This is a genomic window from Pasteuria ramosa, from assembly GCF_056496785.1.
Genome location: NZ_CP143099.1, coordinates 1,624,824 through 1,646,022, shown reverse-complemented (window position 1 = coordinate 1,646,022; position 21,199 = coordinate 1,624,824). Strand labels below are relative to the sequence as shown.

21 protein-coding genes are annotated in these 21,199 nt (G+C 35.7%); 15 read left to right on the top strand and 6 right to left on the bottom strand.

Annotated elements, in window-relative coordinates; translation table 11 throughout:
• Positions 1-13 precede the first annotated feature (13 nt).
• The 4 genes from VS182_RS06925 to VS182_RS06910 all read right to left on the bottom strand — a co-directional run bounded on the left by VS182_RS06925 (position 14) and on the right by VS182_RS06910 (position 5,397).
• The gene (locus VS182_RS06925) at positions 14-2,653 is read right to left on the bottom strand and encodes a cation-translocating P-type ATPase (RefSeq protein WP_479484425.1); all 2,640 of its coding nucleotides are present in this window, start codon (positions 2,651-2,653) and stop codon (positions 14-16) included.
• A 146-nt stretch (positions 2,654-2,799) separates the two neighbouring features.
• A complete protein-coding gene (locus tag VS182_RS06920) occupies positions 2,800-3,561 on the bottom strand; it encodes a CAP domain-containing protein (protein WP_479492554.1) in 762 nt (253 codons plus the stop codon).
• A 395-nt stretch (positions 3,562-3,956) separates the two neighbouring features.
• Positions 3,957-4,736, bottom strand: coding sequence for a CAP domain-containing protein (locus VS182_RS06915; RefSeq protein ID WP_479488663.1), 780 nt, complete (start codon positions 4,734-4,736; stop codon positions 3,957-3,959).
• A 427-nt stretch (positions 4,737-5,163) separates the two neighbouring features.
• The gene (locus tag VS182_RS06910) at positions 5,164-5,397 is read right to left on the bottom strand and encodes a hypothetical protein (protein ID WP_479484422.1); all 234 of its coding nucleotides are present in this window, start codon (positions 5,395-5,397) and stop codon (positions 5,164-5,166) included.
• An 857-nt stretch (positions 5,398-6,254) separates the two neighbouring features.
• On the opposite strand from VS182_RS06910, the gene VS182_RS06905 reads away from it, so the two are divergent.
• The 4 genes from VS182_RS06905 to VS182_RS06890 all read left to right on the top strand — a co-directional run bounded on the left by VS182_RS06905 (position 6,255) and on the right by VS182_RS06890 (position 8,833).
• Entirely contained in the window at positions 6,255-6,569 is a 315-nt protein-coding gene (locus tag VS182_RS06905; RefSeq protein ID WP_479492553.1) for a hypothetical protein, read from the top strand.
• 108 nt (positions 6,570-6,677) lie between these two features.
• Positions 6,678-7,268: a hypothetical protein gene (locus tag VS182_RS06900; protein ID WP_479484420.1), complete on the top strand. Its 591-nt coding sequence runs from the start codon at positions 6,678-6,680 to the stop codon at positions 7,266-7,268.
• Between the two features lie 121 nt (positions 7,269-7,389).
• The gene (locus VS182_RS06895; RefSeq protein ID WP_479488662.1) at positions 7,390-8,241 is read left to right on the top strand and encodes a hypothetical protein; all 852 of its coding nucleotides are present in this window, start codon (positions 7,390-7,392) and stop codon (positions 8,239-8,241) included.
• Positions 8,242-8,422: 181 nt separating this feature from the next.
• Positions 8,423-8,833, top strand: a complete 411-nt coding sequence (locus tag VS182_RS06890) for a hypothetical protein (protein WP_479488661.1) — start codon at positions 8,423-8,425, stop codon at positions 8,831-8,833.
• Between the two features lie 128 nt (positions 8,834-8,961).
• Here VS182_RS06890 and VS182_RS06885 read toward each other — a convergent pair whose 3' ends face one another.
• Both VS182_RS06885 and VS182_RS06880 read right to left on the bottom strand, forming a co-directional pair.
• A complete protein-coding gene (locus tag VS182_RS06885) occupies positions 8,962-9,462 on the bottom strand; it encodes an inorganic diphosphatase (RefSeq protein WP_479484417.1) in 501 nt (166 codons plus the stop codon).
• Positions 9,463-9,805: 343 nt separating this feature from the next.
• The gene (locus VS182_RS06880) at positions 9,806-10,051 is read right to left on the bottom strand and encodes a ferredoxin (RefSeq protein WP_479484416.1); all 246 of its coding nucleotides are present in this window, start codon (positions 10,049-10,051) and stop codon (positions 9,806-9,808) included.
• A gap of 464 nt (positions 10,052-10,515) precedes the next feature.
• On the opposite strand from VS182_RS06880, the gene VS182_RS06875 reads away from it, so the two are divergent.
• The 11 genes from VS182_RS06875 to VS182_RS06825 all read left to right on the top strand — a co-directional run bounded on the left by VS182_RS06875 (position 10,516) and on the right by VS182_RS06825 (position 21,169).
• Complete coding sequence (locus tag VS182_RS06875; RefSeq protein WP_479484415.1) at positions 10,516-10,701, top strand: hypothetical protein; 186 nt, start codon at positions 10,516-10,518, stop codon at positions 10,699-10,701.
• Between the two features lie 62 nt (positions 10,702-10,763).
• Entirely contained in the window at positions 10,764-11,939 is a 1,176-nt protein-coding gene (gene sucC / locus VS182_RS06870) for an ADP-forming succinate--CoA ligase subunit beta (protein WP_479484414.1), read from the top strand.
• A 16-nt stretch (positions 11,940-11,955) separates the two neighbouring features.
• Positions 11,956-12,855, top strand: coding sequence for a succinate--CoA ligase subunit alpha (sucD, locus tag VS182_RS06865; protein ID WP_479484413.1), 900 nt, complete (start codon positions 11,956-11,958; stop codon positions 12,853-12,855).
• 273 nt (positions 12,856-13,128) lie between these two features.
• Positions 13,129-15,213: a type I DNA topoisomerase gene (gene topA / locus VS182_RS06860; RefSeq protein ID WP_479484412.1), complete on the top strand. Its 2,085-nt coding sequence runs from the start codon at positions 13,129-13,131 to the stop codon at positions 15,211-15,213.
• A gap of 73 nt (positions 15,214-15,286) precedes the next feature.
• A complete protein-coding gene (gene hslV, locus VS182_RS06855) occupies positions 15,287-15,841 on the top strand; it encodes an ATP-dependent protease subunit HslV (RefSeq protein ID WP_479484411.1) in 555 nt (184 codons plus the stop codon).
• Positions 15,819-17,225, top strand: a complete 1,407-nt coding sequence (gene hslU / locus VS182_RS06850; RefSeq protein ID WP_479484410.1) for an ATP-dependent protease ATPase subunit HslU — start codon at positions 15,819-15,821, stop codon at positions 17,223-17,225. The genes hslV and hslU overlap by 23 nt, the downstream gene beginning before the upstream one ends.
• 282 nt (positions 17,226-17,507) lie before the next feature.
• Positions 17,508-18,242: a 30S ribosomal protein S2 gene (rpsB, locus tag VS182_RS06845; protein ID WP_479488472.1), complete on the top strand. Its 735-nt coding sequence runs from the start codon at positions 17,508-17,510 to the stop codon at positions 18,240-18,242.
• An 18-nt stretch (positions 18,243-18,260) separates the two neighbouring features.
• Complete coding sequence (gene tsf, locus VS182_RS06840) at positions 18,261-18,860, top strand: translation elongation factor Ts (RefSeq protein ID WP_479484408.1); 600 nt, start codon at positions 18,261-18,263, stop codon at positions 18,858-18,860.
• Positions 18,861-19,066: 206 nt separating this feature from the next.
• Positions 19,067-19,810 (top strand): UMP kinase, encoded by a 744-nt coding sequence (gene pyrH, locus VS182_RS06835; protein WP_479484407.1) that lies wholly within the window; start codon positions 19,067-19,069, stop codon positions 19,808-19,810.
• The gene (gene frr, locus VS182_RS06830) at positions 19,794-20,333 is read left to right on the top strand and encodes a ribosome recycling factor (protein WP_479484406.1); all 540 of its coding nucleotides are present in this window, start codon (positions 19,794-19,796) and stop codon (positions 20,331-20,333) included. The genes pyrH and frr overlap by 17 nt, the downstream gene beginning before the upstream one ends.
• A gap of 35 nt (positions 20,334-20,368) precedes the next feature.
• Positions 20,369-21,169 (top strand): isoprenyl transferase, encoded by an 801-nt coding sequence (locus VS182_RS06825; RefSeq protein WP_479492552.1) that lies wholly within the window; start codon positions 20,369-20,371, stop codon positions 21,167-21,169.
• The last annotated feature ends 30 nt before the right edge of the window (positions 21,170-21,199 follow it).

Here is a 21,199-nt window from a genome sequence, read left to right as displayed (position 1 = left end):
CAATATTCCCCTCTTAAGAACATAATTGTTTCTTGGGTTGGAAGCGACACCTATCTAAAAGACCGGCTAAAACGACAGGTAGGAACGACATTATGATAATTAAGATCCATTCACGTAAGGCTAAGTCGACTGTAGAGAAGACTGTTTGCAGCAATGGGTTATAAATAGCGATGCCTAGCAGTAAAGCAGAAGAGGCAATTGCTAAAAGTAACCAACCATTATCCCATGGTTTTCTTTGTAGTATAGTACCTTCTGAGCGACAATCGAAGACAAAAATTAATTGTGAAAGCACAAGGGTTGTAAAGGCAATTGTTTGTGCTTTGGCTAATTGCAATGGATTTTCTCCTAATGAGATAAGGAATGGTAATAAGGAACACAGAGCAATCAATAGACCGCGTGTTGCTATTTTCCAGCCGATGCCATGGGCAAAAATACTTTCTTTGGCATCACGTGGTTTTTTATGCATTACTTTCTCTTCCGGAGGATCTACACCTAGTGCTAAGGCAGGTAGACCATCTGTTACTAAGTTAACCCATAAAATTTGCATCGGCAATAGCGGTGGAGGTAATCCTGCTAGCATTGCTAGAAGCATAAGGAGAATTTCTCCGACATTACTTGCTAAGAGATAGCAGATAAATTTGCGAATATTACCATAAATACTTCTACCTTCTTCAACAGCTGCAAGGATAGTAGAAAAATTATCATTTGACAATACCAAGGCTGCAGCTTCTTTAGCTACATCTGTGCCGCTCTTCCCCATGGCGATGCCGATATTCGCAGCTTTGATCGCTGGAGCATCATTTACGCCATCACCTGTCATGGCTACAATATGGCCAGCATTTTGTAAAGCTTTTACGATACGTAATTTATGTTCAGGAGTTACACGGGCAAAAACATCAGCATGTTCAACTTCCTGGGTGAGCACTTCGTCAGTCATCAAGTTTATTTCATCACCAACAAGTGTTTTACTATCTAAACGTCGCATATTCAATTGATTAGCAATAGCTTCAGCTGTTGAACGATGATCCCCTGTGATCATAATGGTGCGAATGCCTGCTTTATTAAAGACTTGTAATGTTTGTAGGACATCTTTTCTTGGAGGATCCATAATGCCGACAAAACCGAGGAAGACTAAGTTGTCTTCCATTTCATTATCTGGATGTAAACGGTCAGCTAAGGCGATAACGCGTAAAGCTTTTTTAGCCATGTTTTGACTTTTTTGTAATAAATGTTGTCTCAATTTAGGTGTTAAAGCAACGGTTTTTTCACCATTAAAAGCAAAAGTACATAATTTTAGTAAAATTTCTGGTGCACCTTTAGCACAAACACGATATTTACCGTCGATAAAGCGTATTTCAACAGACATGCGTTTTCTAAAAGAATCAAATGCGTTTTCTTTTAAGCGATTTGCTTTTAAATTTTTTATGTTATGCAAGCTTTTGACATTTTTTGCCCATGACAACAACGCTGTTTCTGTAGGATCACCTTCAGCGTATCCTTTATCTGATAGTATCGCATTGTTGCAATTTTCAGCAACGACTAACAAACGTTCTAATGTTTGACGATTAGGCATTTCACCGTTATTACTTCTTAAGCCGTTTACAGTCATACGTACAGGGCCATCATTTAACCATAAATGTGTAACTGACATCTTATTTTCCGTTAATGTCCCTGTTTTATCCGCTCCGATAACTGTTGCGCAGCCTAATGTTTCTACAGCAGGTAACTTGCGTACGATAGCATGACGTTTAATCATACGTTGGACACCAAGGGCAAGAGAAATGGTTACGATAGATGGCAATCCTTCAGGGATAGCGGCGATAGCTAAGCTAATACCTGATAAAAACATATCTTGTATCGGTTGACCATGCGCTATACCTGCGATGACGACGATGAGTGTTAAAAGCAGGGATAAAAAAATTAGCCATTTGCCTAATTGTAATAATCTTTTTTGTAGAGGGGTGATCATTTTTTTTGTTTGTTTAATTAATTTTGCAATATTTCCCATTTGTGTATGCATACCTGTTCCCACAACAATACCTTTACCATGACCTCTAACTACCATGGTTCCCATATGAGCAATAGTAGTTCGATCTGCTAAAGGTGTATCGTGAGGCAGGGTACCTTCTGTTTTTGTGACAGGAATAGATTCTCCAGTTAGTGATGATTCTTCTATTAGCAAATTATTTGTTTCTAATAAACGTATATCGGCAGGCACTCGATCCCCTGTAGATAAATTGATAATATCACCCGGTACGAGTGATTTAGCATCGACGCGTTCTTTTTTACCGTTCCTTACTACTTTAGCTATCGGTGCAGACAATTTTTTCAGGGCATTCAATGATTTTTCGGCACGAAATTCTTGAACGGTTCCTAAGATAGCGTTTAATATGACAATTGCTAAGATAGCGAAGGCATCAATTATTTTACCTAAACAAAAAGATAACGTGGTAGCCAATAATAAGACCACGACCATTGCATCTTTAAATTGTGATAAAAATTGTTGCCACCATTTAGGGCTGCGGATTGTTTCAAGACAATTAAGACCAGTTTTTTTAAGTCTTTTATGTACTTCATTTTGATTTAAACCTTTTTGAAGATCTGTTTGAAAATGGGGTACTAAATTTTCTTTTTTCCAGTCTAAGTATCTCAACTAGCTTCCCTCCTCTGTGCAGTTTTTATATAGATGCCTATGCTAAGAAGGGGAAGGTTATACATAAAATTTTTATTTTTGTATAAATTTCAAATGAGTAATTCTTAAAATTAAAATGCAAAAAATATTTTTTAATTAAATAAATTTTATCTATACAAAAAAAGTTGAGTCCAGTAAATATTTTTTTTTGATATACAGATACCTACACCTGTGAATCGAAAATTGGGATAAACAATATTATCTAAGTGTTTTTTGCTTTTTATCCATGCGACAACAATTCGTGAAGGTTCATATTTACCCATAGCTAAATTTTCACCGCCAAAGATGTATTTAATCCCATTTTGTTTTAACATGTTTTCAATTTCACCCGAAGGAGGACAATTATGAATTAAGCCTTTTTTCAACACTTCTACACATTTTTTTACATCACAGGCTTTTTTTATTGCGAGTGTTTCTAATGATTCATCGGATTGTAGTTGTTTTAAATTGAATTTTTGTCGATAATCATTAACTAATTTTATAATATTATTAGACATAGCCTTTACAGCACGATCTACTTTACTTTTTTTTAATGTATCTTTTTCTAGTGTTTGCTCCTGATCTTTATTGCTATCATTATAATTATTTTGTTGATTAGAATAACTTGAGCTATTTTTATTCCCTTCACCAAATTTGTCTGCTGTAGAAGCATTATTATTCGTTGCTTCATTAGGTACAGTCAATTCATTATTTTGTTCAGAATTTTTATTTTCATTTTTTGATTTTTCATCATTTGACATATTGAGTGTATATACAATGACTATGGTAACAAATATTAAAAATATGGCACCTGCTATCCATAATATCTGAATAAAATTATTTTTACGATGTTGTTTTTCCCATTTATGGCGACGCCTTAGATTTGTCACCCGGATGCTCCTCTCACCAGGAGACTTATATTTATATTATTTATAGCAATAATTAAAATCATATAAATCAATTCATCTATCAATTCATCTAATATAATTTTAATTTCTTAGGATTTAATGTTTGGTGTTGAAATCATTTTTGTATTTTAAAAAGTATTAACTTATTAATTAAGTTATATATTTTCTTATATTAATTAATTATATTTTTCGTTTTTTTTTTATTTTATTGCATTTGTCAAGAAATATTAATATAGCCGATTAGTAATGGTCTAATTTAATTCACAAAAATAGCCATTATCATAGCTTTTTTTTCATTAAATTAGATTTTTAAACACTCTTTAACATGGATTATTGGACAAGCTCATTTTGTTGTTTGCATTTATACTGGATTTATATTATTTTTGTAAAAAGAGTTGTACCCAGTAAATATTTTGTTTTGATATGCATATTCCTACAGCTGTAAACTGAAAATTTGCGTAAATAATATTAGCTAGATGTGGTTTGCTTTTTATCCATGCTATGACGATTTTTGAAGGTTTATATTTACCAACAGCTAAGTTTTCACCATTAGTTATATATGAAATGCCATTTCTTTTTAACATGTCGCTAATACGACCGGAGGGAGGACAGTCATGAGCTAACCCAAGTTTCAATACTTCTACGCAATTTTTTACATCACAGGCTTTTTTTGTGGCTATTTGTTCTAAAGATGAATTGTATGTAAGTGATTTTAAATTGAATTTTGCGCGATAATTATTAACTAATTCTAATGCAGTAGTTGACATGGCTTTTACAGTACTATTTAGTTTAGCTTTTTTATCTTCCTCTTTTGTATTTGTTTGATCTTGGTCAGTAGTTTGATTATCGGTATTATCAGTATTTTTTTGTGTAGTATAAATTTTGTTGTCTGTAGCTTTATTATCTTGTAAAGGAGGATTACCCGCTGTCTGGGTAGTATTATTTGTAGGATTACTAGGTGATGCGATATTAGTATTTGTTTCTGTGTCGTTATTTTCGTTTGTTGATTTTTTCTCATCATCTGATTTGATTGATATAAAAATTATTACTATGATCATCAAAATTATCAATGATGCACCTAATATCCATAAGATTTTAATAAAATTATTTTTTCGATGTTCATGTTCCCATGTTTGACGACGTTTGAGATTTTTCACCCATATTCTCCTTTTCTACAGGAGATTTATATTTTTATTATTTAGATAATAATTAAAGATAAATCGGTTTATCATTTTTATAAATTTATTATAAAATAATATATTAAAATAAGTTCTTTATTTTTTTGTTTTGCACTATATAATAGATGTCATTTTATTATAATAGAATAATATATTTTTATATATAGCTATTTTTTTTTATCTTTTTTATCTTTTTTATCTTTTTTATCTTTTTTTTAATTTATTTAAGAACTTTTATTTTCATTTTTATTTCTTGGTTTTTTTAATTATATTTTCGTAGAAAAATAACCCATTATGGTATAATAATAAGATTCATAATGAGTTACGTAATTATTTATTAAATTATTTAAATACACAAACTCCTCGCTTCCTTTATACCAAGGAAGCCAGGATTTTGTTTTTTTGCTTACTGTAAGTATGGCTTAGCGAATGTAGGTGCAGGACTTGTGTAAGGATAAGATGCCATCTCTATTTTTTGGATAGCTGCTTGTAGAGCTGGTAATGTTTGAATGATAGTATTTTTAGCTTCTTGAGCTAAGCGGCATCTTTCTATTGGTGATGGACCAATATTCGTTGGTTGTGGAAAAGCAGGTTTTGCTTGTACAGCAAATTGTGGGGTAGGGCTGTAGTATGCTAACATAGATAAACATCTCCTATATAAATTTTTTTAGCTTTTATTGCTATCAATATTTTTTAAATCTAAATTTGTAAATCTAAATGTTATTCTGGCCTTTGAAATTTAAAAAAATAACAAAGTTTTTTAAATTAACTTTAGTGTATTATGTATTTTTTTGGTTTTTGCTAACTTAAAAGTTTATAATTTTAAAAAAATAATTATTTTAAAAGGAATGAAAAAGGGATTATAATGTTATTAAGTATGTATTTTGCGTCTTAAAATAATATTTTTATACGTTATTATTACTTTCTTATGCTTTTTTATTTTTTTCATTAGTTTGTATAATATTCATTGATATGCTATCCCTTTATTTAAGTATTATATAACTAATAATTTTATTTTTAAGTAATATTTGATATATTTTTTAAAACCTCTAAAGTAAGTCTAAAAGCAGTATTTATATAGGACTTGTCCAGAAATATTAATATAGACGATTATTAATGTGGTAATTTAAATAAAAAAAAATAGCCATTAAAAAATAGCCGTTATCATAGCTTTTAGTTCGTTTAATTAGGTTCTTAAACGTTCTTTTACATAATGTTTTTTGGACAAGCTCTAAATTTTTTTTGGCTTTTATTAGGATATTTAGGTTGATTTTTTTGTTGGTTGTACTTTTTTTACTTTCGTTTATGTTTTTGTTATTTATGTTTTCAAACTATATTTTAAATTATAAATCAGGATATAATTATTAATTTGGTTAAAAAATGTTTATTTTTATTTTTGTTTATAAAATATGTATATAAGTTTTTTTTTGGTGGCATAATGGCGCTTGTAAGAGGCATTTCATTCATTTTTTTAATCACAAAGGAGTGATGCATGAGATGTTCACTGCTTACGCATGTTCTGAGATAATCACGCGTTTGAATGCTAATTTAAATCAGGTTCAGGCCGTGTTGCAGCAGTTGCAACAGAAGGAAAGTTTAAATCATCATACTACGCAACAAAAAGAGAACAAAGAGGCTTTAAGTTTGCAATTATCGCAACAGATGTCGCAATTGATTAAAAATGCTCAACAGGAAATTAATCATATCGTAGGCCAGGCATCAGCTGCGCCTGATGTACCGTATGGTTATACAACTCATCAACAAATTAGTACAGGTACTCATGCGCATCATGTTTCGCCTTTTATTCAGTAAGGTGGTTTAATCTTTCGTTTAATCGTTAATGATGATTTTTGTGTGGACCTTTAAGTTTTTATATCTTTATTGATTTAGCCAAATTAAGTGGAGGAGTGATGGTTAAATATGCAATGCAATCCCCCATTTACCCGTCTGATTGAAAATCTTGAGCAATTGCATACTGTGGCTAAGCAGTTGCAGCAATTGGAGCAGACCGGTCAACAAACAACGCAGCAGAAGGAACATACTGAAGCTTGTAATGTTCAGCTTGTAAATCATCTTACGCAGTTAATACGTAATTGTCAGCAAGACGTTATTCAATCAACCTCTATTTTTCCGCAAATGTCTTTGTTACCACAAGCTGTTCGTATGCGTGCTAACTTAGAAAAAATTCAGACATTAACACAACAATTGGAACAGCACACAGGTGACAATCATCAAACGACACATGAAAAGCAGCAATATGAGGCTAGTACATGTAAACTGGCTAAACAAATTAATCAATTGACGCAGAATTGTCAACAAGAAGTTAATCAATTTATTTCGCCACAAACCAATCAACCTATGCCATATAATTCACAAATGATGGGATCTTACCCACATCATTTTGCGCATCCACAGCAAACCTTTGCGCATCCACAGCAAACCTTTGCGCCTTCCCCTATTCCTGTAGTGCCAATTCCTTTATATAGCATTTATCCACATCATAGCATTTGATTTTTTAAGTTTGTGGCTAATTTTTAAGTATATTTTTATCATAAATGTCTGAGGATAATATAACTTACTCATTTTAAAGGGTGAGTTGTTGAAGTTAATTGTTAAGGAGGTTATTCATTTTATGGCATATTCGTTTCCGTTGGCTAAAAATGCACTTTCTCGGATTAGTACCAATCTGGCTCAGTTACAAACTGTTATCCAACAACTACAACAACGCGAGCAAGTAAATCATCATGCTACACAACGTAAGAATCAACAAGAGTCGAATAATGTGCAATTAATTCAACAACTAAATCAATTGATACGGAGCTGTCAGATGGAAATAGGACAATTTTCACAAAGTGGTTTTCCGACCAGTGCAAAAGCTAGAGCTCAAGTACCTTACCAGGTGCCTGTTAGTGTAGCGTCGTCTTGGAATCAACCGATGATGACAACACAGCAACCAATGGCGCATTTTCAACAACATACTGCACATCAACCAATGTCGCATTTTCAACAACATACTGCGCCACATACTGCGCCACATACTGCGCATCATACTGGGCCACATACTGCGCATCATACTGGGCCACATACTGCGCATCATACTGGGCCACATACTGCGCCACATACTGCGCCACATACTGCACAACAAGTTACTTTGACTGCTGTAGAGCAGGTCAAGAAAGCTATGGCATTGATGGAACAAGCTTCATTCTTTGCTAGAAGAGCATATTCTGAATTAGGTTTTGTTGCACCTCAACAAGCACAACAACCTGGTCATACATGGTCTAGATATCCATTAGCAACAAATCCTACTCTTGCAATTCCGCCTCAACATCAGCAACACACACCTGCTTTTGCAATTCCGCCTCAACATCAGCAACACACACCTGCTTTTGCAATTCCACCTCAACATCAGCAACACATACCTGCTTTTGCAATTCCACCTCAACATCAGCCGACACAAGCACAGCCAAGAATCCTTCAATAATTTAGTGGTTTTTGCTTTATTTTTATAGATAATTAGTTTTTTGGACAAGATTTATTTTTTCTGCTTTTTAGTGGTTGTAGGGCGGGACAGGGAGTCATAGGGACATATCCTATTTTTTAGGATACGTTTTTGACAAGATTTGCTTTTTAGTATTAAAAAATAGACAGGAGATGTTTTTAATATGGAAATAAGTCAATTCACAGGTATGCCACAACCTTTTGCTCAATCTTTTACGCAAGCAGTTTATCCTCAAACACCTTATGCGCAATCACAATATACTTCACAAGCACCACAAACATGTTTGACGACTCAGCAAACACCTTATGCTCAACCACAAGCATATGCACCACAGCCACAATACACAGCATGCACAACAACATTACAACAACAAATGCCTTATGCTCAACCACAACAAGCATACGCACCACAGCCACAACAAGCATACGCACCACAGCCACAACAAGCATACGCACCACAGCCACAACAAGCATATTCACCACAAGCATATGCACCACAAGCATATGCACCACAAGCATATGCACAACAACCATATGCACAACAGCCATATGCTTGTACTACTTATTTAGCATAAATTTATCATTTGCTCTTTTGATGATAAAAAAACTCCTGCCTCCTAATGTTGGGAAGCGGGAGTTTTATTTTTTTATTACTTTTGCTTCTGAGAATATTTTTGTGGTATTTTCTTTACATTTTTTCATACTAAATTTTTTGGCCCTTAAAGCGATCTCGGCATTTATTATAAATATCTATGGCGGCTTCTCGTTCATCCCAACCATTAATATGTGTGGTTTTACCCTCTAAATCTTTATAGACAAGAAATAAATGCTCAATTTCTTTTCGTGTATGTTTAGCTACATCCTGTAGGTTTTGTATCTCAGCAAAACGAGGATCGCCTATTGGTACAGAAAGCAACTTATCATCCTTGCCTTTCTCATCCTCCATATGTAATACACCTACAACGCGACTACGAATTCGACAACCAGGAAATGTTGGTTCTGTAACTAAGACCATAATATCTAGGGGATCACCATCCTCGGCGAGTGTTCCTGGTACGAAACCGTATTCAGCAGGATAGTGAATAGGTGAATACAATACACGGTCAAGGTGGAAAGAACCATCTTCAGGTTTATATTCATATTTATTTTGCGAACCTGTGGAAATTTCTACAAAAGCATCCACAATGAGCGGTTGATTTAACATTTAGTGTTGAACCCCTTTTATAAAAATAGCAATTTTATAGATTTTATATACAAATCATAAAATCGTTTTTTAAAGAAGTGAATAATGAAGAAAAAATCGAAATGATTATTTAATGATTTTTAACTTTTTTTAAATAATTAATTTTTTATCTCTGTTGGATTTCTTTTTTTATCTTTGTTGTATTTCTTTTTTATCTTTTTCGTTTATTTGCTTTATTGTCTTTTATTTATTTTTTCAAAAACAAAAACTGGACTAAACCTCCTTCTAAAAATACTAGATATAAGGTAGGATTTAGTCATATATTGCTTCTTAATTAAATTTGTCTAGGTGTTTGGTTTTTCCTTTAGTTGTTTGCTTCCATCTCTGCTGTTATTTCTTCTGGTGTGCCTACCTTTATTGAATCGGTTGGGCATCCTTCTTGAGCTTCTTTGACTGATTCGGAGAGATTTTCTTCGATATCCCAAGTGCCTTGGTTGTTATCTTTGACAACAAACGCTATTCCATCTTCATCATATTCATAAACCTCAGGGGCTGCAGCACCGCAAGCACCACAGGCGATACAAGTTTCTTTATCTACCCACGTACGCATTTATAATTACCTCCTTTGATTTTAACCCATAATCATTTAGTTATAATTATTGCAATCGGCTATGCATTTGGAGTCCATTTTAGAGGTATGGATCTACCTTTGCAAGTATACAAAGGTCATAAACTTTAAATTGTTTCTTTTTTTATTTTGCATTTCTTAAATAGCTTGCTAGAATAGGGGTGGATGTGGTGTATAATGTTTATTCTCTTTAAAGGATTTTGGCAAGTTGTTTGGCAAGGGAAAACATCATTTATTCTACTACAGAATAATTATCTACAATAATATGGCTGATTAATCTGTCAAATTTATACAAGATTTTAGTGGTAATGTTTATAATTTCGCTATATATTATTTATATTCACATAAAAATATTATGTTAAATTATTTGTTATATAATTTATCTTCGATTTATGCTTAATTGCTATGTAATTTTGCTAAATATGTCTATGGCGAGGTGAAACGGAATGCATAAAAAGGATATTTCGACTAATTTTAGCGAAGATAAATTCTTGGCAAGTGAGCATAGAGATAAGGAGGCTAGTGGCGATAGTGATTTGCTTGACTTTTTTATCTCCGCGGGCGGTGTTTTTATGATTTTGGCTGGTATTTTTTTAGCTATTGTTGTTGGAGGATATTTTTTTAGTGCTTAAATGATTTATTCTTATTTACACAAAACCCATCATTCACCTTTTTGAAAGGGGTGGCATTATTTTTGAAAATTCATGAATATCAAGCAAAAGAGCTTTTTCGCGCATATGATATACCGACACCTAAAGGGTTTGTCGTCGATGCTACATCTGATATTTCTGAGATCGCTAAAAAAGTTTCTTCTTCTTGCTGGGTGATTAAAGCCCAAGTACATGCTGGAGGTAGAGGTAAGGGTGGCGGTGTGCAAATTGCCCGCAATTTACCTGCGATCAAGGAGCATGTATCTAATTTATTGGGTAGTTATTTAGTTACGCCACAAACTGATGCTAAGGGAAGTAAAGTTAATTCTCTTTTAATCGAGGCGGGTTGTGATATCGCCACTGAACATTATGTTAGTTTGTTAATTGATCGTGTAACGCAGCATCCTGTTTTTGTGGTTTCCAAAGAGGGTGGCGGTGACATTGAAGAGACTGCGCTCAAAAATCCCGCAAGTATCTATCGTGAAGTTATCGATCCTATGTTAGGTTTACAGCCTTTCCAAGCACGTCGTTTAACTTATGCTCTAGGTGTACATAGCCACCAAATGAAAGCTACGATGCATATTTTGCAACAAGTTTATAAATTATTTATGGAAAAAGATTGCTCTTTGATTGAGATAAATCCGCTTGTTGTTACTAAGGATGGTCAAGTTGTTGCATTAGACGGAAAGATTATTTTTGATGAAAATGCATTATTCCGTCATCAGGATATATGTAAATTACACGATCCTGAGGAAGAGGATGCCCGTGAGTTAGCTGCTAAGCAGCAGGATTTAAATTATGTGGCTCTTGAAGGTGAAATAGGCTGCATGGTTAATGGTGCGGGGTTAGCTATGGCGACGATGGATATTTTAAATTATTTTGGCGGTCGGCCGGCTAACTTTTTGGATGTAGGTGGCGGTGCAACGATCGAAAGAGTTGAAGCTGCTTTTAAGATTTTAATGGATGATGATCAAGTTAAGGCGGTTTTTATTAATATTTTTGGTGGCATCGTGTGCTGTGATATCTTGGCCAAGGGTATTGTATCGGCTGTAGCTAATGTTAAACGTGTTTGTCCATTGATTGTTCGTTTGGAAGGTACGAGGGTGAAAGAAGGCTTGGCTATTTTAAATGATAGTGATTTACCGATTACAACGGCTATGTCCATGGATGAAGGTGCTGAATTAGCTGTCTTGGCTGCTAAACAAGCAAAGAAAGCTTGAGGGAGGGTGATCAGAAATGAGTATTTGGGTTGATGATACAACGCGTATTATTGTTCAAGGTATTACAGGTAATACAGGGTGGTTTCATACGAAGCAATCTTTAGCGTATGGTACCAAAATTGGAGCAGGTGTTACACCTGGTAAAGGTGGAACAGATAAAGAAGGTATTCCGATTTATAACACGGTTAGGGAAGCTGTACAGGCAACAGATGCTAATGCTTCTATCATCTATGTACCACCTCCATTTGCTGCTGATGCTATTCTTGAAGCGGCGGATGCAGGACTTCCTTTAGTTGTTTGTATTACTGAAGGTATACCTGTTTCGGATATGGTTTATGTTTGTAACTATTTAAAACATCATACAACCCGACTGATTGGTCCTAATTGTCCAGGTATTATCACGCCTGGCGCTTGTCGCCTCGGTATTATGCCTGGTTATATACATACCAAAGGACGTGTGGGTGTTATATCTCGTAGTGGTACCTTAACCTATGAAGCTGTGCACCAATTGACGAAGTTGCAATTGGGTCAATCAACTGCTGTAGGTATCGGTGGGGATCCATTGATCGGCACGCGCTTTATCGATGCTTTAGCTGCCTTTGATGCTGATCCTGATACGGATGTTGTTGTTTTAATCGGAGAAATTGGGGGTACGGACGAAGAAGAGGCAGCTGAATGGATAAGTAAACATATGCGGAAGCCTGTGGTTGGTTTCATTGGCGGTCAAACTGCTCCTCCTGGTAAACGTATGGGACATGCTGGGGCAATTATTGCTGGTAGTCAAGGAACAGCAAAAGCAAAGATTGATACCTTGAGTAAAGCTGGTGTTTATATGGCGAAGACACCTGCAGAAATTGGTAAAACGGTTTACGGTGTGCTTAAAGATCAAGGTTTATTACAAAAGGCTACTAATTAGTTTTGCTTGCATTATTTATGCTTTGTCGTTTAGGATAATGGCATTAGTTATGGGTCTACGATTTTTCGTAGACCTTGGTTTTTTTCATGGCATGATATTTTTCTTTATTATTGTTTTTTCTTTTGTTTCTTTTTCTTTTGTTTCTTTTTCTTTTGTTTCTTTTTCTTTATTATTGCTTTTTCTTTTTTGCTTTTTCTTTTGTTTAGGAAGTAATAAATATTGTTATAAAGGTTTGTTTATACATATATTTAGGAAAGGAGGAACTATAATAGTATGGCAGAAGCGCTGGTGATTGTTGAATCTCCTGCTAAAGCGAGAACGATTAGTAAATATCTCGGTAAACGTTTTTTGGTTAGAGCATCTATGGGACATGTGCGTGATTTACCTAAAAGTCAATTAGGTGTTGATGTAGATGATTCTTTTAATCCAAAATATATAACGGTTAGAGGTAAGGGTGAAATTCTTAAAAAACTTCGTGATGCGAAAAAAAAGGTTAAACGCATTTATTTGGCGGCTGACCCGGATCGCGAAGGTGAAGCAATCGCTTGGCATTTGGCTAACAGTTTGCAGTTGTCTCCTGAGGACGATTGTCGTGTGGTTTTTCATGAAATAACGAAAAAAGCTATTCAGGATGCTTTTCATAAACCAAGGCCAATTGATATGAATTTGGTTGATGCTCAGCAAGCACGGCGTATTTTAGATCGTTTGGTAGGATATAGTATTAGTCCATTGTTGTGGAAATCTGTTCGACGTGGATTGAGTGCTGGACGTGTGCAATCTGTTGCTGTTAAGTTGATTTTAGATCGTGAACGTGAGATTAGGGTTTTTGAACCACAGGAATATTGGACGATTACTGCTGATTTGTTGAGTCATAAGAAGCCGATACGTGCTAAGTTTCAAGGTATAGGTAAAGAAAAAAAAGAGTTGAAGAGCGAAGAAGAGGCAAATGCTATTTTAGCGCTTATCGGTGATCATAAGTTTGTTGTTAAAGCTTTACAAAAACGCCAATTGAAACGACATCCTTCACCGCCTTTTATTACCAGTACCTTACAGCAAGAAGCAGCGCGAAAATTAGGTTTTCGGGCTCAGAAAACGATGATGATTGCACAGCAGCTTTATGAAGGTATTGAGCTAGGGAAAGAAGGTCTTGTTGGTCTTATAACATATATGCGTACGGATTCGATTCGTGTTGCTGATAGTGCTAAAAGTGAGGCACAAGATTATATAACGGATAGTTATGGCAAAGAATATTTATCGACGAAGGAACATGTTACGAAAAAAAAAGCAAGTGCGCAAGATGCGCATGAAGCTGTTCGTCCTACTTATCCTCAAAAGACACCGCTTTTGTTAAAGCAATATTTATCTCGTGATCAACTACGCTTATATAAGTTGATTTGGGAGCGGTTTATTGCTTCACAAATGGCTCATGCAGTCTTAGATGCTATTTCTTGTGATATTTATGCTGGTGATGTTTGGTTTCGTGCCACAGGTTCGAAAATAAATTTTCCTGGGTTTATGCGTGTTTACACCGAAGGCAGTGATGACAATGCTTCAGGTGAAAAAGAAACATTTTTACCTCCTCTGACAGAGGGGCAAGTTTTAGATAAAGAAAATATAGATCCTAAACAACATTTTACGCAGCCTCCACCACGGTATACGGAAGCTCGTTTAGTTAAAATGTTGGAGGAAAAAGGGATTGGTCGTCCTAGTACGTATGCACCAACGTTAGAAACGGTGCAAAAACGAGGTTACGTTTTGTTGGAGGAAAAACGTTTTGTTCCTTCAGAATTAGGTGAACTTGTTCTTGGTATTATGGAACGTTTTTTTCCCGAAATTTTAAATGTTGAATTTACTGCTCATATGGAAAAAGAACTTGATTTAGTTGAATCAGGTAAAGAAAATTGGGTTTCGATTCTCAATGTTTTCTATCAACCATTTCATGATCGTCTTCAAGTAGCTTCTGCTGAGATGAAAGATGTCGAGGTTAAAGATGAAGTTTCTGATGAAGTTTGTGATAAGTGTAATACCTCAATGGTTTATAAGTTTGGACGTTATGGTAAATTTTTAGCTTGTTCTGCTTTTCCTGATTGTCGTAATACGCGTGCGATTGATAAACTAATCGGAGTTGCTTGTCCTTTATGTTCAGATGGACAAATTGTTGAGCGAAAAAGTAAGAAAAAACGGACGTTTTATGGCTGTAATGCTTATCCTAAATGTGAATATTTGTCATGGGATCGACCGCATAAAAAACCTTGTCCGCGTTGTCGAGGGATCATGATTGAAAAGCGAACAAAAAAGATTTTGCGTTTATTATGTGTCGATAAGGAAAAATGTGGTTATCAGACGGAAGTTAATTAAATAAATATCATCAAAGTATTTGTGATGATGAGTTTTTTGTGCTAGAAACCTTTTGTGAAAAGAGAGAGCATATATGCGAGGGACAACGATTTGTGCCGTTCGTCATCAAGGTAAAGGTGCTATTGCGGGTGATGGTCAAGTAACGGTTGGTCATGTTGTTTTAAAAAAACAAGCCGTCAAAGTGCGTCGTTTATATAAAGGGCGTGTTGTTGCTGGTTTTGCAGGCGCGGTAGCAGATGCATTGACGTTATTTGAAAATTTTGAAACACAGTTAGAAAAAAACCAAGGTCATCTAGTTCGTTCTGCTGTTAAATTAGCGCGCACTTGGCGTTCTGATCGGATGTTGCGCCGTTTAGAAGCGATGTTGTTGGTTCTCGATAATGATCATTTGTTGTTAATTTCAGGTAGTGGCGAAGTTATTGAACCAGATGATGGGATTATTGCCATCGGTTCGGGTGGTAATTATGCTTTGTCAGCAGCGAGGGCGTTAAAGAAGCATGCGGAACATTTATCTGCGGCAACGATTGCTAAAGAAGCCTTGTTATTAGCGAGTGATTTGTGTGTATATACAAATGAACATATCGTCGTGGAGGAAGTAGGTGGTGATGACGATGCTAAAACAACTTAGAGGTCCGGAGACATTTACTCCTAGGGAAATTGTCATAGAACTGGATAAATATATTGTGGGACAAAAAGAGGCTAAAAGAGCTGTTGCTATTGCCTTGCGCAATCGTTATCGTCGGTTTCAACTACCTCTTCCTTGGAAAAATGAGGTAATGCCGAAAAATATTTTAATGATTGGCCCTACTGGTGTAGGCAAAACGGAAATTGCGCGTCGTTTGGCACATTTGGTTAAAGCGCCTTTTGTCAAAGTAGAGGCGACGAAATTTACGGAAATTGGTTATGTCGGACGCGATGTTGAGTCCATGATTCGCGATCTCCTAGAAATTGCGATACGTATGGTTAAAAATGATAAAATCAAAGCAGTACATACTAAAGCCTCGGAAAGAGCTACCGAACGTTTAGTTGCCTTATTGGTTCCTACGAAAAAAAACCGAGATGCTACAAATCCTTTCGCGATGTTTTTGAATAAAAATATGGATGATGATGTTAAAACAGATAATGATGAAGTTGAATTAGCGATATCGCGTGATAAAGTACGTAAAAAGTTGCTTAAAGGATTACTAGAGGACGAGATGTTAGACATTGAAGTTGAAGATACATCTTCAACACCTGATTTTTTTTCTGGTGGTGGGATGGAATTACTCGGTAATCAGATGCAAGATATGTTACAGAATTTATTGCCTAAAAAGTTGCGTAAAGTACGTTTGTCATTGAAAGAAGCAAGGGAAGTTTTAATTAAACAAGAGGCGCAAAAGTTAATTGATAATGAGCAAACGATCAAAGAAGCTATTCAGTATACGGAACAATTAGGGATTGTGTTTTTAGACGAGATCGATAAAATCGTCGGTAAACATCAACAAAATGCAGAAGTTTCTCGTGAAGGTGTCCAACGTGATATCTTGCCAATTATCGAAGGTTCAACGGTCGTGACGAAATATGGACCTGTAAATACAGATCATATTTTGTTTATTGCTGCAGGAGCTTTTCATGTTGCTAAACCATCAGAACTTATCCCAGAGTTGCAAGGACGTTTTCCGATTCGTGTGAATTTAAATGATCTTTGTGCTTCTGATTTTGTGCGTATTTTAACAGAACCTAAAAATGCTCTTTTACAACAATATATAGCACTTTTAGCGACAGAAGATGTGACCATTACCTTTACGGATGATGCTATTGCGGAAATTGCTAACTTAGCGGAAAAAGTTAACCGCAATACAGAGAATATTGGTGCGCGTCGCTTAGCGACACTTTTAGAGCGTTTGTTGGAAGAATTATCTTTTGCAGCGCCCGATATGCGTGGTAATAAAATTGAAATAAACACTAATTATGTAAAAAAACAGCTGTTATCGATTGTTAGTGATCATGATGCTAGTCAATATATTTTATAGGAAATGACCAAAAATTTGAGACAAAGTTGAGATAACTTGAATTTATATATGCTTGGTTTTTTGACATCTGTGCGCTAATCTTGTGCTTAGGGGTAAAACATGGTATAGTGATCCTGGATTATTTTAAGGACTTCTGATTCGATTATTCGATATTTGAAAATGGACGGAAATCCACACGTATTATGTGAAACAAACAAGAGGGTGCTATGTTTTGACATGGTTTTTTGTTTGTGTTTTTTCACATGACGGAGGTTTTAACCCACATTTATGGAGGTATGGTTCATGGCTTGTGTTTCGATGAAACAGTTGTTGGAAGCTGGAGTTCATTTTGGGCATCAAACGCGTCGTTGGAATCCCAAGATGGGTGAGTATATTTTTACACAACGCAATAATATTTATATTATTGATTTACAGAAAACAAGTAAAATGCTCGATCGCGCTTTTAATTTTACCCGTGATTTGGCTCGTGATGGTGGTACTGTTTTGTTTGTAGGTACTAAAAAACAAGCGCAAGAAGCTGTTCGTGATGAGGCTATACGTTCTGGTAATTTTTATGTTAACCATCGTTGGTTAGGCGGTACGTTGACTAATTTTCAAACAATTCGTAAGCGTATTGACCGCCTGGAATATTTGTTACGTATGGAAGAAGAGGGTACTTTTGCCCTTTTACCGAAAAGAGAAGTTGTGTTATTGAATAAAGAGCGCGATCGTTTAGAAAAATTCCTTGGTGGTATTCGTGGGATGAAGCGTTTACCTGATGCTATTTTTGTCATCGATCCTCGTAAAGAGCGTATTGCTGTTGCTGAAGCTATTAAGCTTGGTATTCCTCGTATTGCGATTGTCGATACAAATTGTGATCCTGATGAAATTGACCACATTATTCCTGGTAATGACGATGCGATTAGAGCTGTTCGGTTATTTACCGGTAAAATTGCCGATGCGATTTTAGAGGGACGTAATGAAGATGATCATGCATCATCATCTCCTAGTAGATCTTCCTCAAACGTTGGTTCTTAGGTAAGGGAGGTATATTGATTGAAGAATATAACACCGATGCAGGTTAAAGAGTTGCGTGAGAAGACATCAGCTGGTTTTATGGATTGCAAGAAAGCTTTAGAGAAAACAAATGGTGATGTTGATAAAGCTGTTATTTATCTTCGTGAATCTGGTTTGGCTACAGCGGCTAAAAAGGCTGGACGCGCTACTTCGGAAGGCCTTGTTTATTCATATATTCATGGTGATGGTCGGTTAGGTGTTTTAATAGAGGTTAATTGTGAGACTGATTTTGTGGCTCGTACAGAGGAATTTAAGGCTTTTGTACATAACATTGCCATGCATATTGCTGCTGTGAAACCTAAGTTTGTTTCGCGCGATGAGATACCACAAGATGTGGTGGATAGTGAAAGAGATATTTTGTATAAAAAAGCTTTGGGTGAAGGAAAACCTGAGGCTGTTGTTAAGAATATGGTAGAGGGTCGTTTAGGTAAGTATTTCAAAGAGATTTGTTTACTTGATCAACCTTATGTAAAAGATCCTAATAAAAGTGTCAGTGATTTCTTAAAGGAACAAGTTGCTTGTTTAAAAGAGAATATTACTATACGTCGTTTTACGTTCTTTAGTGTTGGTGGAGATTGAGCATAATAAATGCAAGTGGTGCTTCGAGAATATTTGATATTAACCTATCCCTAAAGAGAACACGGTGTTTGTGTTCTCTTTTTTTGCGAAAGATTTATTAAGATATTTATCAAGAGAGTTATTATGGACATTAGCTTGTTTCATCATTCTCTGAATTTTTTAGTTTTCATTGTTGCTTTTTCGCACTATAAAAATGGGGGAGAGGTATGAAAGAAGCTAAATATAAGCGCATTGTACTTAAACTGAGTGGCGAGGCTTTAGCTGGTTCAAAAGGCTATGGTATTGATACAGAAGTTTTGAACGCGTTATCAATTCAGATAAAAAGCGTTGTCGAATTATTAGGTGTACAGGTAGCCGTTGTTGTAGGTGGGGGAAATATATGGCGTGGTCAGGTAAATGCTAAACGCGGCATGAATCGTGCTACAGCTGATTATATGGGCATGTTGGCGACTGTGATGAATGCATTAGCTTTACAAAGTGCCCTTGAAAGTGTTGATCTGCCAACACGTGTGCAAACAGCTATTGAGATGCGCCAAATAGCGGAGCCTTATATAAGGCGTCGTGCTATTCATCATTTAGAAAAAGGCCGAGTAGTTATTTTTGGTAGTGGCACCGGTAATCCATTTTTTTCAACAGATACGACTGCTGTTTTACGAGCGGCGGAAATTGGTGCAGATGTTATTTTGATGGCAAAGCATAATGTCGATGGTGTATATACAGCTGATCCATTATCTGATCCTACGGCACAAAAATACGATTCTTTAACATATTTAGAAATTATCAATCAGGGATTACAAGTTATTGATGCAACTGCTTCTTCTTTATGTATGGATAATGATATTCCCTTAATTGTTTTTAATATTGCTGATGTTAGCAATATATATCGTGTTGCTAAAGGTGAAAGGATTGGTACAATTATTAGGAGGAATGTTGATGACGCAGGAAATTGAAAAAGCGACGAAGGATCGCATGGATAAAGCGATTGATGCTTTGAAGCGTGATTTAGGTACTTTAAGAGCAGGAAGATCTAGCCCAACTTTTTTAGATCGTGTTGTTGTTTCGTGTTACGGTGGTGAAGTACCCTTAAAGCAAGTAGCTAGTATTTCTACACCGGATGCTACCAGTTTGTTAATTCAACCATTTGATAATACAATCAGAAAAGAAATTGAGCGGTCGATTATGAAAGCCGATTTAGGGGTGACACCACGTGATGATGGACAGTCGTTGCGCATTGTTATGCCTAGTTTGAGTGAGGAACGACGGAAAGAGTTTGTTAAGATGGCGCAACAAATGGGTGAAAAAACGAAAATCACGATTCGTAGTGTACGTCGTGATGCTAATAAAGGTGCCGATGATTTTTCTGAGGATGTTAAGAAACGTTTTCAAACGGTTATTCAAAAGATTACAAATGATTTTAACAAAGAGGTTGATAATTTAATCAGCTCGAAAGAGAAGGAAATACTTCGTTCATAGTATGTTTATTCAACAAATGATGCTGAGGGATATATATGTTTGATAGGGAAAACAATAAACATGATGATTCGAAATCATACGATGCTGAAAATAGCAAACGTGTTTTGGTTAAGGATGGTTATGAATTAGCCGTAAACATGTTACCTAAGCATATAGCTATTATTCCTGATGGGAATGGTCGTTGGTCCAGTAATCGTTATTTAGCTCGTACTTTAGGTCATGCATCTGGTATGCGTAGAGTTCGAGAAATTATTCGTGCTACGGATCAACTCCACATACCAGTACTTACTTTTTTTGCTTTTTCAACAGAAAATTGGCAACGACCTTCGGATGAAGTTTCTTTTTTACTCGATTTGCCGATTAATTTTCTCAAAACAGATTTAAAAGAACTTGTCCAGCGTAATGTCCAGGTTAGAATGCTCGGTGATCGAGCTTTGCTACCGCAACGGACACTTGATGCCATGGATCGTTTTGAAGCAGAAACCAATGATAACACGGGTTTGATAATTAACTTTGCCGTTAATTATGGTTCGCGAGCCGAAATTATTCATGCTGTACGTAACATAGCGGGTAAAGTTTCTGATGGCGAGCTTCAGCCACATGAGATCGATGACCGTTTATTTGCGCAGCATCTTTTGACAAAAGAACTACCTGATCCAGATTTGGTTATTCGTACAAGTGGTGAAATACGTATTAGTAATTTTTTTCTTTGGCAAATAGCATATAGCGAACTTATCTTTGTCAATACTTTATGGCCAGATTTTACCGTGCCAGAATTTCATCGTGCGCTACATCATTTTCAACTTCGTTCCCGTCGTTATGGATCAATTGGTTAATTGAGAAAGAGAGTTGGCTTGATATTTAGC

What these genes read in the sequence shown, in the direction of transcription:
- VS182_RS06910 (WP_479484422.1), bottom strand. Translation starts at nt 5,397, where the DNA reads ATGTTAGCATACTACAGCCCTACCCCACAATTTGCTGTACAAGCAAAA.
- VS182_RS06905 (WP_479492553.1), top strand. Translation starts at nt 6,255, where the DNA reads ATGTTCACTGCTTACGCATGTTCTGAGATAATCACGCGTTTGAATGCT.
- VS182_RS06900 (WP_479484420.1), top strand. Translation starts at nt 6,678, where the DNA reads ATGCAATGCAATCCCCCATTTACCCGTCTGATTGAAAATCTTGAGCAA.
- VS182_RS06895 (WP_479488662.1), top strand. Translation starts at nt 7,390, where the DNA reads ATGGCATATTCGTTTCCGTTGGCTAAAAATGCACTTTCTCGGATTAGT.
- VS182_RS06890 (WP_479488661.1), top strand. Translation starts at nt 8,423, where the DNA reads ATGGAAATAAGTCAATTCACAGGTATGCCACAACCTTTTGCTCAATCT.
- VS182_RS06885 (WP_479484417.1), bottom strand. Translation starts at nt 9,462, where the DNA reads ATGTTAAATCAACCGCTCATTGTGGATGCTTTTGTAGAAATTTCCACA.
- VS182_RS06880 (WP_479484416.1), bottom strand. Translation starts at nt 10,051, where the DNA reads ATGCGTACGTGGGTAGATAAAGAAACTTGTATCGCCTGTGGTGCTTGC.
- VS182_RS06875 (WP_479484415.1), top strand. Translation starts at nt 10,516, where the DNA reads ATGCATAAAAAGGATATTTCGACTAATTTTAGCGAAGATAAATTCTTG.
- sucD (WP_479484413.1), top strand. Translation starts at nt 11,956, where the DNA reads ATGAGTATTTGGGTTGATGATACAACGCGTATTATTGTTCAAGGTATT.
- topA (WP_479484412.1), top strand. Translation starts at nt 13,129, where the DNA reads ATGGCAGAAGCGCTGGTGATTGTTGAATCTCCTGCTAAAGCGAGAACG.
- hslV (WP_479484411.1), top strand. Translation starts at nt 15,287, where the DNA reads ATGCGAGGGACAACGATTTGTGCCGTTCGTCATCAAGGTAAAGGTGCT.
- hslU (WP_479484410.1), top strand. Translation starts at nt 15,819, where the DNA reads ATGACGATGCTAAAACAACTTAGAGGTCCGGAGACATTTACTCCTAGG.
- rpsB (WP_479488472.1), top strand. Translation starts at nt 17,508, where the DNA reads ATGGCTTGTGTTTCGATGAAACAGTTGTTGGAAGCTGGAGTTCATTTT.
- pyrH (WP_479484407.1), top strand. Translation starts at nt 19,067, where the DNA reads ATGAAAGAAGCTAAATATAAGCGCATTGTACTTAAACTGAGTGGCGAG.
- frr (WP_479484406.1), top strand. Translation starts at nt 19,794, where the DNA reads ATGACGCAGGAAATTGAAAAAGCGACGAAGGATCGCATGGATAAAGCG.
- VS182_RS06825 (WP_479492552.1), top strand. Translation starts at nt 20,369, where the DNA reads ATGTTTGATAGGGAAAACAATAAACATGATGATTCGAAATCATACGAT.